Origin of the sequence: Desulfosediminicola sp. (assembly GCF_048381775.1) — a bacterium.
Classification (GTDB): domain Bacteria; phylum Desulfobacterota; class Desulfobulbia; order Desulfobulbales; family Desulfocapsaceae; genus Desulfopila; species Desulfopila ganghwensis.
In genome coordinates this window covers 249,926-266,362 of sequence record NZ_JBLXGE010000008.1, presented here as the reverse complement: position 1 = coordinate 266,362, position 16,437 = coordinate 249,926, and the positions used below count along the sequence as shown (strand labels likewise).

Sequence of the window (16,437 nt, the reverse complement as noted above, 5' to 3'; positions counted from 1 at the left end):
GGGACGTGGGACGTGGGACGTGGGACGTGGGACGTGGGACGTGGGACGTGGGACGTGGGACGTGGGACGTGGGACGTATAAAGATGATTGAGTGCAGATTTCCTGTCAATAAAAATCGACCGAAAAATGTACTTTTCCCTTTTTTATAAGCATTTAAGCCATAAAGCAAAAGGCCGATCCAAAAGAATCGGCCTTCCACCTACCTGAAGTTCACATCCAACGTCCAACGTCTACCCTGCTGTTACACCCGCAGTTCACGTCCAACGTCCAACTTCCAACGCCCATCCTGCTGTTACACCCGCAGTTCACGTCCAACGTCCAACTTCCAACTTCCATCCTGCTGTTACACCTGCAGTTCACGTCCAACATCCAACTTCCAACGTCCATCCTACTGTTACACCCGCAGTTCACGTCCAACATCCAACATCCAACGTCCATCCTGCTGTTACGTCCTACTGTTTCTCAGTCCTCAAGCCCAGCAACAAACTCACACACATTGCCAGAAGGACCACAGTAAACGGCAGAGCGGTGGAAATTGCTCCGGCCTGCAGGGCCTGGATCGCCTCAGTGCCACCGATGTAAAGCAGGGCTGCGGCAATCGCACCCTCGATGGTCGCCCAGAACACACGCTGGGGAACCGGAGCGTCCAGCTTTCCACCCGCAGTAATTGAATCAATGACCAACGAGCCGGAATCTGAAGAGGTGATGAAAAATACCAGGACCAATATGACCGCGATCACAGAGAGCACAGTTGCAAAGGGAAGCGCCTCAAACATCTGAAACATCGCCAGCGGCACTTCAGTCAGCCCTTTCTCTCCCAACACACCAACTTTCTTGGTTACCTGATCAATAGCAAGGCCGCCAAACACGGACATCCAGACCACGGTAACCAGGGTGGGAACGATCAGTACCGCAGTGATAAACTGCCTGATGGTACGACCCTTGGAAACCCTGGCGATAAACATACCAACAAAAGGGGACCACGAAATCCACCATGCCCAATAAAACACAGTCCAGCCCTGGAACCATGCCTCATCCTCACGTCCGTGGGGATTGGAAAGCGGAATAAAGTTCTCGACGTAGGCACCGATGGTTGTGGGAATAGTACCCATTGCAACGGCAATACCGAGAAAACCAACAAAAATGAGCAGGGCAAAAGCCACAACCATGTTGATATTACTGAGCACCTTTACGCCGCGCTCAATACCGCGCACAACAGAAAGAACAGCCAGTGCCGTAACGCCTGCAATCACGCCAATCTGAAGACCGACACCGCCGTTTAGACCAAAAACATGATTTATACCGCTCGCTGCCTGCTGGGCGCCAAGTCCCAATGACGTTGCCAGACCAAACAGCGTTGCGAGAACTGCGAGGATATCGACAATGTGACCAGCCCAGCCCCAGGCACGATCACCAAGAATCGGATAAAATATGGAACGGATAGAAAGCGGCAGCCCCTTGTTGTACGCAAAAAATGCCAGTGAAAGCGCTACTACACCATACATAGCCCAGGGATGTAATCCCCAGTGATACATTGTTGCGCCCATGGCCATTCGCGCTGCTTCCGGAGTATTGGGAGTAACGCCCAGCGGGGTTTCATACCAACCGGTATAGTAGGCCACCGGTTCCGCCACACTCCAGAACATCAACCCGATACCCATACCTGCTGCAAAAAGCATTGCCAGCCAGCTGAGCATCGAGTGCTCCGCAACTGCATCTTTGCCTCCCAACCGAATCTTACCGTATGGCGAAACGATCAGGGCCAGGCAAAACAGCACCATGATGTTGCCAGTCCAGATAAAAAGTGAATCGAAAGCACCAATGATATTCCATTTTAAGCCGTCAAGCATGGCTTTGGCTGAATGTGCATCCGATAGCAGGGTCGCCAAAAGAAACAGACCGATCAGCCCGGCGCTTGTACCAAATACAGGGTTATGGACGTCAAATCCCCATTTCTGGATATTATCCTGTCCCACCGTGTAATCGGTATTATCAATGCTGTACTTGTCTGGGTTGTTCTTCATTAAAATCCTCTTTTTTGGGCAAGCTCCCGTTACTGTCAATCATCTGCCCTAAAATAGCCACACCCTGAAGCAGCACTGCCACATCATCATGCACATAACTTTTAAAGCCCGTTCCAACCAACGATTTCATCAGCCTGCCAATTCATCTTCTATTAAGAAATACCGGATGAACATAACAACTCACCTGCAAACCACAATCAAATTTCGCTGAAACATTTCATCAGCATTATTCATACAAGCTCGAAATACAGACGTGTCGGGCGATAGCTGGAAATGGCTGAGCAAAGGACGTAACTCACCACACTCACAACTGATCTACACTGATAATTCAAGATAATCACACTTGAATTCAACCGGGCACCACCATCACGAAATGGCGGAGAAAGAATGCCGGTGGTCAAGAACCCCTCTTAACCACCGGCCAGGTATTGCGAAACTTATTCTTTGATAAACTCTATGTACTCTTCGGCCGTTGGCAACTGGCCATAGAGAGCCGCATAAACAGTCAGTTCGGTAGAGCCAAGGAAAACCTTAGTGTTATCGCCAAGGCGGTTGTCGAAATTGCGGGTGGAGGTAGACATTACCGTCACACCCGGTCGCACTCTGGCCTGGTTGCCCATACAGAGACTGCAGCCAGGTATTTCCACCCTGGCGCCAACCTGGGAAAAATTGCTCAGGCTGCCTTCTGCCAGCAGGGTATCCCTGGCCATACGGGTTGGCGGTGCAACCCAGAGCTGCCCTTTCGAGTACTCCTTACCTGCCACCAGCCTGGAGGCGGTTCGCAAATGACCGATATGCACCATGCAGGAGCCGATAAACGCTTCATCTATAACAGTACCCGCAACTTCACTCAGTGGTCGTACGTCGTCGGGATCATTTGGACAAGCCAGTAAAGGTTCCTTCAACTCATTGAGATCGATCTCGATCACAGTGAGATACTCAGCAGTCGCATCCGCTTCGAGTAGAGACGGGTCAGCAAGCCAGCCTTCAAGTGTGGCGATGCGCCTTTCGATGCACTCTTTATCAGAGTAACCATCTGCCACCATTGATTTCAGCAGCGCGACATTCCCGCGTACATTTTCTATCACAGCTTCCAAGGGTAATTTCAGGGTAGCTGCCGCGGCGCTACGTTCTGCAGAAGCATCGCTCAACTCGAATGCCTCTTCAACGCTCAGATCTTCAATACCCTCTATTTCCAGGACAGTGCCGGCGAAGATGTTCTTTTTGCCTTTCTTGTCCACAGTCAACAAGCCCTGTTTAATCGCTTGGTACGGGATGGCGTTAACCATATCGCGTACGGTGATTCCCGGCTGTCGCTGCCCCTTAAACCGGACCAGTACCGACTGCGGCATCTCCAGTGGCATAAAACCCAACGCTCCGGCAAATGCAACAAGACCGGAACCTGCCGGAAAGGAAATACCCAGAGGATAACGGGTATGGGAGTCGCCACCGGTGCCAACGGTATCAGGCACAAGCATTCTGTTCAGCCAGGAATGGATGACTCCATCTCCCGGTTTCAACACAACTCCGCCGCAACTCTCGGTGGTTTCTTTCATAATCTGCCAACGCACCGGGTCCGAAGCCTTGGGATATGCGGCTGTATGGCAAAATGACTGCATAAAGAGATCAGCTTTGAAACGGAGACAAGCCAGCTCAGCGATCTCCTGCATAGTCATCGGCCCGGTTGTATCCTGGGAGCCAACCGTGGTGATCTTCGGCTCACAGACTGTACCGGGCAACACACCTTCTAAACCACAGGCACGCCCGACCATCTTCTGGGCCAGAGTGTAGCCCTGGTCTGCTGCAGGCTTAGGGTTATCCACCTTCCTGAATTCAGGATACTCAATCCCCAGTGCATCACAGGCTGCCCGGGTCAGGTTGCGACCGATAATCAGGTTCAGCCTCCCCCCGGCACGATATTCATCAAGCAAAGTCGCCGGAGGTGGCACCAGTTCAACTGACTCACCATTTTCACGCGTCATTGTCCAGGTTTTCAGGTTCAATGTGACCTGCTCACCGATGGCAAGAGAACTCACGTCCGCCTGGATAGGCAAAACTCCCGCATCTCTGGCGGTCGCATAAAAAATCGGTGCAATGATGGAGCCAACAACCACGCCGCCACAGCGCTTATTGGGCACTCCCGGAATATCTTCGCCCACATGCCAGACCAGTGAGTTGATGGCAGATTTTCTGGAAGAACCTGTGCCCACCACATCACCTGCAAAACCGATAGATTTTCCGGCTTTACGAAAATTACGGATTGCCTCCACGCCACCGGGAAAACGTTTGGTTCCAAAATGTGTGGCGTGCAGAGGTATGTCAGCACGGGACTGGGCCTGGTTGCCAGGAGAGAAATCATCGGTGTTGATCTCACCTTCCACCTTGTAAATGGTCAGTTCCACCGACGCAGGTATTTCCGGACTGTTATAGAACCATTCCGCCTTTGCCCATGACTCAAGCACCCCTCTGGCATGTTCATTGTCCACGGCCAGTTCCTTTACCCTGTCAAAGGCCTCATACACCTTGATCAGCTTCTTGAGACCCTCGGCTGCAGGGCCTGCGACCGCCTCGACACTCAGTAAACGTATCAGGGCTTCGACATTGTAGCCGCCACCCATACGGGATAGCTGGCCTATGGCAGAATCAGGGGTGAACCCCTCGACTTCCACTCTGCCTTCGGCAACTTTCAGTAACCACTCAGCTTTCACCTTTGCGGCTTTGCCCACACCGGGCTCCACGCGTTCACCCAGGAGTTCGACAAGCAGACCGGTCTTCTCCTCCTGTTCGAGCAGACATACCAGATCACGGGTCTGACCTGCTGTGAGGGGCAGCGGCGGCAAGCCCGCGGCCTGCCTCTCCTCGACATGTTTTTGATATTCAGCAAGCATTATTCAATCCTTATTCGCAAACATATTGATAAGATATGAGATTGCCTGTTATCACAAGACTCTCTGGCTGACAGCGCATCTCAATCCTTTACTCATATGGGATAATTGAGGGGAGAAATAATAAAAGACGACAACCGGGGCAGGTTCAATACGGCTTTTCCCGCCCCGGTTGCGTTATGGTGGACTGATCCGATCAGGCAAGAGCTTTTTGCAGATTTTCGTCCAGCTTGGCCAAAAACTCTTCGGTGGTCAGAAAGGTCTGACCTTCACCTACCAGAAGTGCCAGGTCCTTGGTCATAAAACCCGATTCAACGGTCTCGACACAGACATTTTCCAGAGTTTCGGCAAACTTCACGACCTCTGGAGTCTCGTCAAATTTGCCACGATAGGCCAGGCCCCTGGTCCAGGCAAAGATAGAAGCTATAGGGTTGGTCGAGGTCTTGTTGCCCTTCTGGTGCTCGCGATAGTGGCGGGTTACGGTACCATGGGCCGCCTCTGCTTCAATGGTTTTGCCATCCTCGGTCATAAGCACCGAAGTCATCAGACCGAGTGAGCCGAAGCCCTGGGCAACGGTATCGGATTGTACATCGCCGTCGTAGTTCTTGCAGGCCCAGACAAAACCGCCATCCCACTTGAGTGCGGCGGCAACCATATCATCGATCAGACGATGCTCATAGGTAATGCCGGCCGCCTTGAATTTTTCTGTAAATTCATTCTCGTATACCTCCTGAAAGATGTCCTTGAAGCGGCCATCATATTTTTTCAGGATGGTATTTTTGGTGGAGAGATACACCGGCCAACCGAGATTCAACCCGTAATTCATGCATGATCGGGCAAAACCGCGAATCGACTCATCGAGGTTATACATACCCATTGCACAGCCACTAGCAGGAAAATCGAACACCTCGTATTCGATGGGCTCGCCACCGTCTGCAGGCTCGAATTTCATGGTCAGTTTCCCTGCTCCGGGTACCAGAAAATCCGTCGCACGGTACTGGTCACCGAATGCGTGACGGCCTATGACGATAGGTCTTTTCCAACCCGGCACCAGGCGGGGGATATTTTCACAGATGATCGGCTGACGAAAAACGGTGCCACCGATAATGTTGCGGATAGTGCCGTTGGGGGATTTCCACATCTTCTTTAAACCAAACTCCTCGACACGGGCCTCGTCCGGGGTGATGGTGGCACACTTCACGCCCACACCAAACTCCTTGATGGCATTGGCCGCCTCGACAGTAACCTGGTCATCTGTCTGATCGCGATTTTCCATGGAAAGATCGTAATACTTCAGATCAATATCCAGATATGGCAGGATAAGTTTACTTTTAATAAACTCCCATATGATCCGGGTCATCTCATCACCATCGAGTTCAACGACCGGATTTTTCACCTTAATTTTCTGCATCTACGACCTCCATTTTCAGTTTCTTTAACACCGATATCTCTAAAATCGAACAACAAAGATGAGAGTATAAAACGACGAATGATCAAAAGATATCTACCGGTAGTAGACAGGATAGGTACACGAGACGATCTGCTGTTCAAATCATCTGCATAATCAGGGCGTGATTGTAACGTACACCCAGAGGAAGGAAGGGACTCAACCCCTATGTACAGACATCCGGGAAAACTCAACTGGCGATACCCGACCACGTTGGCAGGATGCTCCTGTCACCATCCGCTGCCGGGTCTCAGGCAACATCTGGACTGACCCGAGCTTTCAAGGGGAAAATTGCTGCCCAAAACATCTGAAGGCTTGCAAAAAGCTCATGGAAAATTCGGGTTAGAGGAGACATTATACCAAAAAAATCAAATCAGCCAAGAAATGGCGACGCTACATGAATTATTTTCCTGGCCACCCCCTTCCGAAGAAACCCGCTATTACAATATTGTAGCGCACTACAGTGCATTTTCACCATAGCGACAACGTAGTAGCACCACTCGCAATTCCATCAATCTGCGAGAATTGGCTCAGTACGACAGAAACTATTTCAGCAGGCAGCTTGTTTTCCAGACAAAGATATTTTTTGCAATTTCAGGGTCAAGCGCCAGTTCAGTGTTTTCAAACTTTACACAAAAGGCGGGCGATGTTCGATGCACAGTTACCGTCACCCCCGGGCTGAGACCGAATGAAAGTAATTGATGCAGGTTGGAGTGACTGCCGGGTTTTACATAGGTTATGCGTCCCTGTTCTCCCGGCGAAAGTTCAATTAAGCTGGTAACCGTGTTTTCAACCCTGGTGGAATTGTTTTTACAGCACACACCGGGAGGAATCGACTTACCGTCAGGACACACCTCAGGATGCCCTAAAAGAGTACAAATCGACTCTTCAACCTCCGCCTGCAGGGAATGCTCGAACTCACAGGCTATCTCGTGCATTTTATGCTTCTTTACTTTCAGAATGGAAGTAACCAGCACCTCGGCCAGGCGATGCCGCCTGATTATAACCTTACCGAGTTTTTCGCCCTCGTGGGTGAAATGCACCTCATCGCCATTCAACAACACCATTTTGTTTCGTTCTAGCGCTTTAAGCTCAGACCCTGAGAACTGTATTGCACAGTTCTCACGTATAGCAGCGAGAGAACTCTGCTTCTTTTCCCTGGCGACCCATATCGCCTCTAAAATTTCCTCAAGTCGTTCATTGAGCATATCGTTTCACCGGTAAAAAGCAGGTTCTGCTTTCAGGTAAAGGTTACACCAAAGGTGAGACACAGATAATTCACAATACTTCCCAGCAGTATCGCATAAAGAAACACCGCAACATTTATCCCCATCCCGGTCTTTAATCCCCGCTCCTTGAACAGCACGATAAATGAGTTGATACAAGGAGCCACAAAGGTCATCACCAGAAGGTTCACCACCAGTTGCAGGTTGGTGTAGATCATATGCAGATGCTCCAGCTCCGCAGCACCGCTCTCACGGCGAATCATGGTCTTAATGAAAACCTGCACACTTTTTTCCGGCAACCCCATCAGGTGGTGGATCATGGGGCCTAAGGTATGTTCCAGTAACCGGAGTCCCCCCGCCCGCTCAAAAAGAAACACCGCCATGGAAGCAATGATAAATACCGGCAATGCCTCAAGCATGAAGAACCAGGTTTTGGCCAGAGCCATTTTGATTACGGCAAGTGGCTTCGGCAACCTCATGGGAGGGATTTCCAGAAACAACGGTGAACGCTGGCCCGGCAGAAGTTTATTGAGCAGATAACCGGCAATCAGGATCTGGCTGCCAAGCACCCCGAAAACAGTCAAGGTCGCAGAAAATGGCATTTTGTCGAGAATAACAAGCATCACTGCAATAAGCGGTGCGCATGGCAGGCACAGATAGAGCAGAAAGGAAGCAATGATTTTCTCTTTTTCCGTATTCAGTACCCTGGTGGTCAAAAGCGCCATGGTCACACAGGAAAAGCCCATTACCAATGGAATGACACCCTTGCCGTTCAGGCCAAGCTTCTGGAAGATCTTGTCGAGCAATATGGAAATTCTCGGCAGATACCCAGAATCCTCCAACACTCCAAAAGCTATATAAAAACAGAATATTACCGGCAAAACCAAGCCCATGGCCAAAAAAACACCGGTGGGCAGAATACCGAAATCCGGGTCCATGATCATATCACGCAGGAACTCGTTGGAGAGCCGGTCCGTCACCTGCCCCACCGCAGGAAGAAGAATACCCTGAAAAAAAGTAACGTTGAGGGTATCTACAAGATAGGTAGCCCCAAATGCACCGATAAAGAAATACATAAGGGTGAGCACCAGCATGGCGATGGGAATCCCCGTGAGGTACGAGGTACACATATCACCAAAGGTCGCCAGACGTGAGTTACCTGAGACAGGTTCCCTTCGTTGCACGTCATCTGCCACATTACGGGCAAGACCATTATAATGATCAACAAGTATGTCACGATTATGGGTGGGGTTGTTTCTCCTGAAACGCTCGACAAGATGAAGAATCGAAGTCAATACCTCCTCACCTTTGAGCTCACGAACATATTTCCTGGCGTCCAGGTCATCATGGATCAATAGCAGTCCTATTGCCCTGGCTGAAACCCGGCTTTCGCCGAGCAGTTCGTCGATATCCGTCAGCAACTCATCCATGGCAGGAGTGTAGCTGATACCGAAGTTCGCAGGTCGCAATTGTGAAAATTTGCCAACCAGATCGCGAAGACCCATCCCTTCCGGGGCAATACTGGTAGTCACCTCGATTCCCAGTATCTCCGAGAGCTTCCTGGTATCTATTTCAATACCGCGCGAGACCGCCTCATCCATCATATTGATGTTGAGAATCATCGGCAGACCGAACTCGCTGTACTGCAGGGCAATCGCCAGAGATCTGGAGAGATTTTTAGCATCAGCAATCAACACAATGCCGTTTATCTCACCGGTATATTTACTGGAAAGCAGTATCTCACGTACTGCGCTCTCATCTTCATTGTCTGAGAAAATGGAGACGTTGCCCGGAGTATCATAGAGGCATCCCCGGGCTCCGCGTATGGGTGCACCCTGAATGGAAACCGTTGAACCAGGCAGATTGATCGATTTGACTTTCTTTGTTGAGAGCTTTGAAAAGATAACAGTCTTCCCGACATTCATATTCCCTATCAGGGCATAATTATATCTATCAGGTCTGTTCTCTGAGCCAACAACTGGTTGTGCAGCGTCTTTCATAAAAACTGATACAGATGAAAGTTGAATAGCCGTAATATGTTAAACATTGCTAAAAATTCTTCGTCATCATTAGCACATTTTCCAGGAAATGCAATTTGTCCTTAGCCTTCCCCGGTGACATTTGCACTTTTTTCCCACCATGTTCAACGAGAATCTGCTCAAATAAAGAAAATCTATAAGCAAGTTTGACATTTCAGGCACATACGGCAATGATAATAAGGAGCAGCCACTTTATCTGCCAGGAACAGATCGTCGTGCAAAATTAATGACTGATTAGATTTTCTCTAATAGGGAGAGGTACCTATTTACATCCGGCAGCAGGCTCTCTATACTGCTTTCTCTTTTCGGGAACAATTTTCAGAGCCCAAAAGAAGCTTATACATTCAAGACAGTTACACGACATTCATTGCGAATTCACGTATCAAAACAATAAAACACTGATCTGCCTATGAAAATTACAAAAGCGATATTCCCCGTTGCAGGACTTGGCACACGATTTCTCCCCGCCACCAAGGCTATGCCGAAAGAGATGCTGCCTGTGGTAGACAAACCCATCATCCAGTACGCTGTCGAAGAAGCTCTGGCCTCCGGTATTGAGCAATTGATCTTTGTAACCGGAGCCGGCAAGACTCCCCTTGAAAACCACTTCGATCGAAGCTATGAGCTGGAAGACACCTTGAGAAAACGCGGTAAAGATGATCTGCTGCAGACCATCGAATCACTGGTACCGCCTTCCGGCACCATCGTCTATACCAGGCAGAGTGAACCCCTCGGTCTCGGACATGCCATCTGGTGCGCGCGCCACATCGTTGGCGATGAACCTTTTGCTGTGCTGCTGGCGGATGACCTTATTCAAAGTGAAGTACCTGCACTCCACCAGATGATCAAGGAGTTTGACAGATTACGGGCCTCGATGGTGGCTGTCATAGAAGTACCCACAGAAGACACCTCCAAATACGGTATCTTAGAGGCGGAAGATGAGCATAACGGCACCGTTCGCGTCAAATCGATGGTCGAAAAACCTAATCCGGAAGACGCCCCTTCCAACCTGGCAGCGATCGGCCGTTATATTTTTACTCCGAGAATATTCGATTTTCTCGGTGCCCATAAGAAAGGTGCGGGCGGAGAAATACAGCTCACCGACTCCATGGTAACCTTGCTTGAAGAACAACCCATTTTTGGCTATCGGTTCAAGGGCACGCGTTTTGATTGTGGTGACAAGGCAGGTTTTCAGATGGCAAATCTGGCCTTCGCCCTCGACCACCCGGAGTTAGGACCGACCATGAAAGAGTATATCAAAACCCTGTAGAGAGTTCTGTGCCTACATAGCAAAAAGCCCTGGTTGTGATTTCACAAACAGGGCTTTTCGAGTTTCGGCAGAGACTATTCTACCCCCGATTTCTGATCAGGGCAGGCAGGGTCAGGTTCGAAGTTTTCGGGAGTAAGCCACAGCAATCTATGCCTACTCTCGAAATACTGAAGAGGATGGCGCTAAAGGATTTGACCTTCGACAGACATTTTTTGCCAAACAATTCAGTATATTCAAAATATTGCTACACCTGCATATAAGATATTTCTTCTCTATTTCTATTTATTGCTCATGGGAAATCCGGGTTAACGTTCTGCCAGCTTCACAAACAAATCCCCCCTGCCCCCGGAATCGGCAAAACCTTTCCCTCTGATACGAAGTTTCTGGCCGGCTTTACTGCCGGCGGGCACCTTGATACGCAACTTCTCCTGACCATTCGGCCCCATCGTAATCATATCCAGAGTCTTGCCATCCCGTAATTCGGCGGAACTCAGGTTCACGGTATAGGTCATATCCAGCTGCGGGGGATGATGCGAAACCTGCTCGGGCTCCTTCGCTTTCTGTTTAGAACCGCCAAGCAGAGAACCCACCGCATGGCCAATGGATCTCATCAATGACTTTTTCGTAGGCAGCTTTTTTTTCGCCTCCCGCATGATTGCAGGCCCCGCAATAGAGCCGATCATGAAAATTCCTCCGATAAACATCCCGCCCCGACCGCCAAAAAACGATTTATTGACGAATTGCTGGTTGGAACGAAAACCTTTGCGGGCAAACTCCTGCAAGAGACCATTGAACATCTGTTGAAAACGAGGGTCCTTGAACAGGTCGCGCAAGATATCTTCCTGGGAGTAATTGAAACCACCCGCCTGTCCGTTACCATTTGGAGAGAAAGTTCCGCCCATCTTACGGGCCATATCATACTGCTTGCGCTTAGCCGGGTCTGTCAATACCCCATAGGCCTCGGCTACTTCTTTAAACCGTTCTTCGGCACCCGGGTTGTTCGGATTGCGATCCGGGTGATATTGCATGGCCAGCTTCCGGTAACGTTTACGAATTTCATCGTCCGTAAATTCGGGTGTGACCTCAAGTATCTGGTAGTAATCTTTCATATCTTCAGTTAGTTGGGGACGACAGGAGAATCACCTGCCAGGCCGTAATTGAAAAACTCAGCCTCGTATAATATGCCCTTCACTCTATTTTGTATAGCAAAAGCGTACACCAGATACGGTGGCGACACGCTTCGACAAAATTCCTTTGACAACCGGGCCACCAATTATTCTTATTATAAAAATTGTCTGCCCAGCTTTTTTTATTTATTGTACACCATCGTTTGGCAACAAACGCACCAGGAGCCTGGCGGACTATTGCGATTTTCACTCAAATCGAGGCATCGAAGGAAAAATAGGCGGAGCCATATGATTGATATCGAAGTCTCACTTCGTTCGCTTATCTGCGAGTATTATTTTTCTTTCGATAACGATGAGTTGGTTGAAAAAGGCCTAGTCCGACAGACTCCTAGCACGAATTAAAGGTAATATTATGACTCCTTATGATGAAGCACATCTTTTTATCGCCGCCACCCGTATCCTTGCCCACCAGAAACGATGTGCCCCGGCAATTGAGGATATCTGCGAACTGATTGGTATCTCGGTTGAAGCCGGTCATTCTCTGTGCAGAAAACTTGAACAAAAGGGCATTGTTGAGCTTTTTGAAGATCCTTTCACTGTTAAAGTGTCTGTGGCGAATCATCTGGAAATTGAAAATCTCCCTAAAAAAGAAGCCGGCAATACACTGGCGGCAGAGCTTGATCAATTCATGTCTAAGAAAAAGGATATGGATAAAAAGGTTGAAACCATTCAGGCCGAGCTGGATGCCAAAAAGAAGAAAATGTTCAGTGAGTTGGAAAAACAGTTCAAAAAGAATATGAATAAATCCGAAAAGTAACCGGGGGAAGATTATGCTCGGGCAGAGCATCGGGCTTCAGCAAATTTTCTAACTGCTAACAGTCAGTGAACTCGCTAAAAAACGATATTGGATTGAACAGCGATTCCAGACTATAAATTTTACAGCACCTGGCTACAGAACCGAGCGAGAACCGAGAACTCCCACTATGGCTAGAGTTTGTATAGCTAAAACCCACCACTACCCTTTTTCTTTGTTGAAATACCGACCTGTGCCAGATACCGATATACGCTTGCCACGCTCAACTCCGACAATTCGCTTACCCTGCGCACATCAAAATCCGCTGCAACCATCAATTTTTCAAAGTAGTTACGATCACTTTCTGCCTTATAACGTGAATACGACTGTAACTCGAAATGCGACAGTGGTGATATATCCTTCTGATCCTCGGCAGAGGCATCTCCCTGCCGAGCTGATTCACGGAGAAAGGCGAGTCGTACATGGCTTGGAAGATGCCTGGGGTAGATCACGGAAACGCTTCCCGCCTGAATAACTGATGCCTCAAGAACATTCATCAATTCCCGAACATTCCCCGGCCAATCATAGAGATGAACAACTTTGCTCAACTCCTCAGAGGCCGCCTTCAGCTCAAGACCGTAACGATCACAGCTCTGCCTGATAAAATGGGACGTTAACGTTTCAATATCGCTTTCACGCTCCCTTAAGGGAGGTAAAACTATTTCTACTGTCCGTAAGCGAAAGAGCAGATCACTTCGAAAGCTCCCAGCATCACACATTTTTACGAGATCCCGGTTTGTTGCTGCAACCAGTCTGAAATCACTTTTCAATTCTTTTGAAGAGCCGACTGGTCGGTACCGCCTTTCCTGCAACACCCGCAAAAGAGATTTCTGCAAATCTATTGGTAATTCGCCGACCTCATCCAAAAACAAGGTACCGCCGTCTGCCTCTGCCACCAGTCCCTCTTTGGTTGACTGTGCTCCAGTATAGGCACCTTTTACATGGCCGTACAGGGTTGATTCAATAAGCGATTCAGCAAGATTAGAGCAGTCTACAACAACAAACGGCTTGTGCTTTCTAGCACTGTTCACGTGTATTGCTCTGGCAGCCAATTCCTTACCGACACCAGTCTCACCACGAACCAGGACAGACGCATTACTGGCAGCAGCCTGACCAAGCACAGCAAAGGCTCGTGACATGGCAAAGCTCTCTCCAACCATCCCACACGAATCAAAAACTATTTTTGACCCTCTACTTATCTTTTTCTCAGCTCTGTAGGCTAACGCACCTTCAAGAGACTCCAACACTTGCTGGGGTGAAGCGGGTTTTTGGATATAGTCCCAGACGCTGCTATCCATGGATTTTTCAGCCCCATACATAGAGCCCTTACCGGTAATGACGATTATCTCCGGTCGTGAACCCACTGAGGCGAGCTGATCTATAGCCTTCAGGCCATCTCCGTCTGGCAGACCAAGATCGAGATAGATTACATCAACGCCATCCTCAGCCGCCTGTACCCCTTGATGAAGTGTCGAGGCCTCAACCACCTCGTGACCAGAGTCTTTAAACAGCCTTATGAGGCTTCTCCGGATTAATTGATCATCATCAACCACAAGTATTCTTGCCATATTCGACCCTTCCTAATACCTGCAGTGACGCTTAACTGTTTCTATAAGATTCTTTGACATCATTGGTTTTCTCGCAAAACCGGCAATTCCTGTTTGTCGGGCCTGCACCTCCAGGGCCGGTTCAATATGACCAGTACAGATGACAACTTTTGTATCCTTACGGAATTCAAAAATTTTCGTTGCCATTTCCAGTCCGGTCATTTCCGGCATTGATTGATCGACCAGTACCAGATTATATTTTTCAGGATTGAGTTGAAACAGGGACAACCCCTCCTGGCCACAGACAGCCGTATCAACCTGAAAACCTGCTTCGACCAGCACTCGACTCATCGCAGATAAAGCCCCGGCATCATCATCCACAAGCAAAATTTGTATATTTTCCCCTTCGTGAAAACAAAGCTCCCCAGACAACATCCCAACTACTTCCTCAACCTGAGGCAGGTAGATGGTGAATACCGACCCCAGCCCCGGTGTACTCTGAACGTCTATTCCACCACCACTTCCGGCAACTATTGAATGGACAACGGCAAGCCCCATTCCTGTGCCACCGCTAGACTTTCGCTGGGTGAAAAACGGTTCAAAAATTCTCTCACGGTCCTCTTTTCGAATCCCTATCCCGGTGTCCTGCACTTCCAGCACAACGTAATTCCCTGGAGGCAAGTCCCCGGTCACCATTGACCTTTTTTCACCCAAGACCTCACTGGTCAGAGATACAAAAATATCTCCGCCACCCGGCATGGCATGCTCTGCATTGCGGACGAGATTATGAACAATCTGCTCTATCTGTGTCGTATTTGCGCAAACACAATCACCCCCACCTACGACATCGAGCTGAAGCTTTACAAGAGGACCGATGTTCAATTCAAGCTCTCGTATGCACCCACGCACCAGGGGCCTCAACCGGATGGGTTCTGTACTTACATCCTGCTGTCGTGAATATTCGAGAACCTGAGCGACGAGTTTTGCCGCTCGCTGGGCTGCCTGCAAGGCATCGTCCAGAGGTTCAACGATAGCAGAATTCGCTATTTTACTCCTGGCATATTCAATGTTGAAAATAATGGGTACCAGATTGTTATTTAAATCATGGGCAATCCCCCCGGCAAGCACACCGATTGCCCTCAGCTTCTGAGCCTTGAAGAGTTCTTTTTCTACATTCTTCAAATCGGTTATATCAACGCCCATCTCCATAACAAGTGGTTCACCTGTTTCATCCTCAAAGGGATAATCGTAGATAAGAAATGTGCGCCCATTATTATCAATAAACTCCCACTCGGTCGACTGACCTGTATCAAATACCTCAAAGGTCGGACACACAGGACACGGGCTTGTTCTGCCTGCAAAAACCTCATAGCATAGGCGTCCCTCGGGTTCCCCGTATAATTTCTTCACTTTCTTGTTGGCAAAGGCAACTGTGTAATCACGGCGTTGCAGATAGACGAAGGTAGGTAAATCATCTAAAAGCCCGAAAAACAGCTCCCGTCGTCGCCTCATCAATAGTTCTTCCTGCCTGCGCGACATTCTGTCTGCGGAAACTAAACGCCTGAGGAGTGTAAGCTCACTGACATCTTTTATCTCAAGAATGAAACCACTTTCCTGCTCCAAGGTAATAACCCTACAGGACAATTCACGTTCACCATCAGCGAGAGTTTCCACGCAGAGGAATTCACCTTCGCCTGTTTTTTTGTTGAACCCCTTAAAGGCCTGAAGAATTTTCCCCTGTAACACCGGATATTCCTCAAACACATCGGCACAAAGGCAATCAGTTCCAACTCTTTTGCCAATCAATTTTGAGAAGCTGACGTTAGAAAATGTACAACGCCCCTTGCCATCAAAATGTGCCAGTGCTTCAGAGCTGTTTTTCGCTAATCGGGTAAAAAACGTATCCATTTTTCTCACATTTGATAATCACTTAAAAGCCCCCTACCATCTCAAAAGAACCTTATATTACACCACATATTTGCGCAACAGATTGTCCGGAAACTTCCCGTTTTTTCACTC

11 protein-coding genes are annotated in these 16,437 nt (G+C 48.9%); 2 read left to right on the top strand and 9 right to left on the bottom strand.

Going from position 1 to position 16,437, the window contains the following annotated elements:
• Positions 1-452 precede the first annotated feature (452 nt).
• The 6 genes from ACN5NT_RS15000 to ACN5NT_RS14975 form a co-directional block, all read right to left on the bottom strand.
• Positions 453-2,024, bottom strand: coding sequence for a BCCT family transporter (locus ACN5NT_RS15000; RefSeq protein ID WP_136797232.1), 1,572 nt, complete (start codon positions 2,022-2,024; stop codon positions 453-455).
• Positions 1,993-2,154, bottom strand: a complete 162-nt coding sequence (locus ACN5NT_RS14995; protein WP_153305547.1) for a hypothetical protein — start codon at positions 2,152-2,154, stop codon at positions 1,993-1,995. Before ACN5NT_RS14995 ends, ACN5NT_RS15000 begins: the two co-directional genes overlap by 32 nt.
• Before the next feature lie 307 nt (positions 2,155-2,461).
• Positions 2,462-4,912, bottom strand: a complete 2,451-nt coding sequence (locus ACN5NT_RS14990) for a bifunctional aconitate hydratase 2/2-methylisocitrate dehydratase (RefSeq protein WP_419175969.1) — start codon at positions 4,910-4,912, stop codon at positions 2,462-2,464.
• A 193-nt stretch (positions 4,913-5,105) separates the two neighbouring features.
• Entirely contained in the window at positions 5,106-6,320 is a 1,215-nt protein-coding gene (locus ACN5NT_RS14985) for an NADP-dependent isocitrate dehydrogenase (protein WP_136797236.1), read from the bottom strand.
• A gap of 581 nt (positions 6,321-6,901) precedes the next feature.
• Positions 6,902-7,564 carry a metal-dependent transcriptional regulator gene (locus tag ACN5NT_RS14980; RefSeq protein WP_419175968.1) on the bottom strand — a complete coding sequence of 221 codons (663 nt, stop codon included), beginning with the start codon at positions 7,562-7,564 and terminating at the stop codon, positions 6,902-6,904.
• A gap of 32 nt (positions 7,565-7,596) precedes the next feature.
• Positions 7,597-9,582 (bottom strand): ferrous iron transporter B, encoded by a 1,986-nt coding sequence (locus ACN5NT_RS14975; protein WP_136797239.1) that lies wholly within the window; start codon positions 9,580-9,582, stop codon positions 7,597-7,599.
• Positions 9,583-10,030: 448 nt separating this feature from the next.
• Between ACN5NT_RS14975 and galU the strand changes: the two genes are divergently transcribed.
• Positions 10,031-10,891 (top strand): UTP--glucose-1-phosphate uridylyltransferase GalU, encoded by an 861-nt coding sequence (gene galU / locus ACN5NT_RS14970; RefSeq protein WP_136797241.1) that lies wholly within the window; start codon positions 10,031-10,033, stop codon positions 10,889-10,891.
• A gap of 305 nt (positions 10,892-11,196) precedes the next feature.
• On the opposite strand, the gene ACN5NT_RS14965 is transcribed toward galU, so the two are convergent.
• Positions 11,197-12,000 (bottom strand): DnaJ domain-containing protein, encoded by an 804-nt coding sequence (locus ACN5NT_RS14965; protein ID WP_419175967.1) that lies wholly within the window; start codon positions 11,998-12,000, stop codon positions 11,197-11,199.
• Positions 12,001-12,430: 430 nt separating this feature from the next.
• On the opposite strand from ACN5NT_RS14965, the gene ACN5NT_RS14960 reads away from it, so the two are divergent.
• Positions 12,431-12,835, top strand: a complete 405-nt coding sequence (locus tag ACN5NT_RS14960; protein WP_419175966.1) for a hypothetical protein — start codon at positions 12,431-12,433, stop codon at positions 12,833-12,835.
• Between the two features lie 185 nt (positions 12,836-13,020).
• Here ACN5NT_RS14960 and ACN5NT_RS14955 read toward each other — a convergent pair whose 3' ends face one another.
• Both ACN5NT_RS14955 and ACN5NT_RS14950 read right to left on the bottom strand, forming a co-directional pair.
• Positions 13,021-14,439 carry a sigma-54-dependent transcriptional regulator gene (locus ACN5NT_RS14955; RefSeq protein WP_419175965.1) on the bottom strand — a complete coding sequence of 473 codons (1,419 nt, stop codon included), beginning with the start codon at positions 14,437-14,439 and terminating at the stop codon, positions 13,021-13,023.
• A gap of 12 nt (positions 14,440-14,451) precedes the next feature.
• Complete coding sequence (locus ACN5NT_RS14950; protein WP_419175964.1) at positions 14,452-16,326, bottom strand: ATP-binding protein; 1,875 nt, start codon at positions 16,324-16,326, stop codon at positions 14,452-14,454.
• Between the last annotated feature and the right edge of the window lie 111 nt (positions 16,327-16,437).

Coding starts and splice junctions, on each gene's coding strand:
- ACN5NT_RS15000 (WP_136797232.1), bottom strand. CDS start 2,024: ATGAAGAACAACCCAGACAAGTACAGCATTGATAATACCGATTACACG.
- ACN5NT_RS14995 (WP_153305547.1), bottom strand. CDS start 2,154: ATGAAATCGTTGGTTGGAACGGGCTTTAAAAGTTATGTGCATGATGAT.
- ACN5NT_RS14990 (WP_419175969.1), bottom strand. CDS start 4,912: ATGCTTGCTGAATATCAAAAACATGTCGAGGAGAGGCAGGCCGCGGGC.
- ACN5NT_RS14985 (WP_136797236.1), bottom strand. CDS start 6,320: ATGCAGAAAATTAAGGTGAAAAATCCGGTCGTTGAACTCGATGGTGAT.
- ACN5NT_RS14980 (WP_419175968.1), bottom strand. CDS start 7,564: ATGCTCAATGAACGACTTGAGGAAATTTTAGAGGCGATATGGGTCGCC.
- ACN5NT_RS14975 (WP_136797239.1), bottom strand. CDS start 9,582: ATGAAAGACGCTGCACAACCAGTTGTTGGCTCAGAGAACAGACCTGAT.
- galU (WP_136797241.1), top strand. CDS start 10,031: ATGAAAATTACAAAAGCGATATTCCCCGTTGCAGGACTTGGCACACGA.
- ACN5NT_RS14965 (WP_419175967.1), bottom strand. CDS start 12,000: ATGAAAGATTACTACCAGATACTTGAGGTCACACCCGAATTTACGGAC.
- ACN5NT_RS14960 (WP_419175966.1), top strand. CDS start 12,431: ATGACTCCTTATGATGAAGCACATCTTTTTATCGCCGCCACCCGTATC.
- ACN5NT_RS14955 (WP_419175965.1), bottom strand. CDS start 14,439: ATGGCAAGAATACTTGTGGTTGATGATGATCAATTAATCCGGAGAAGC.
- ACN5NT_RS14950 (WP_419175964.1), bottom strand. CDS start 16,326: ATGGATACGTTTTTTACCCGATTAGCGAAAAACAGCTCTGAAGCACTG.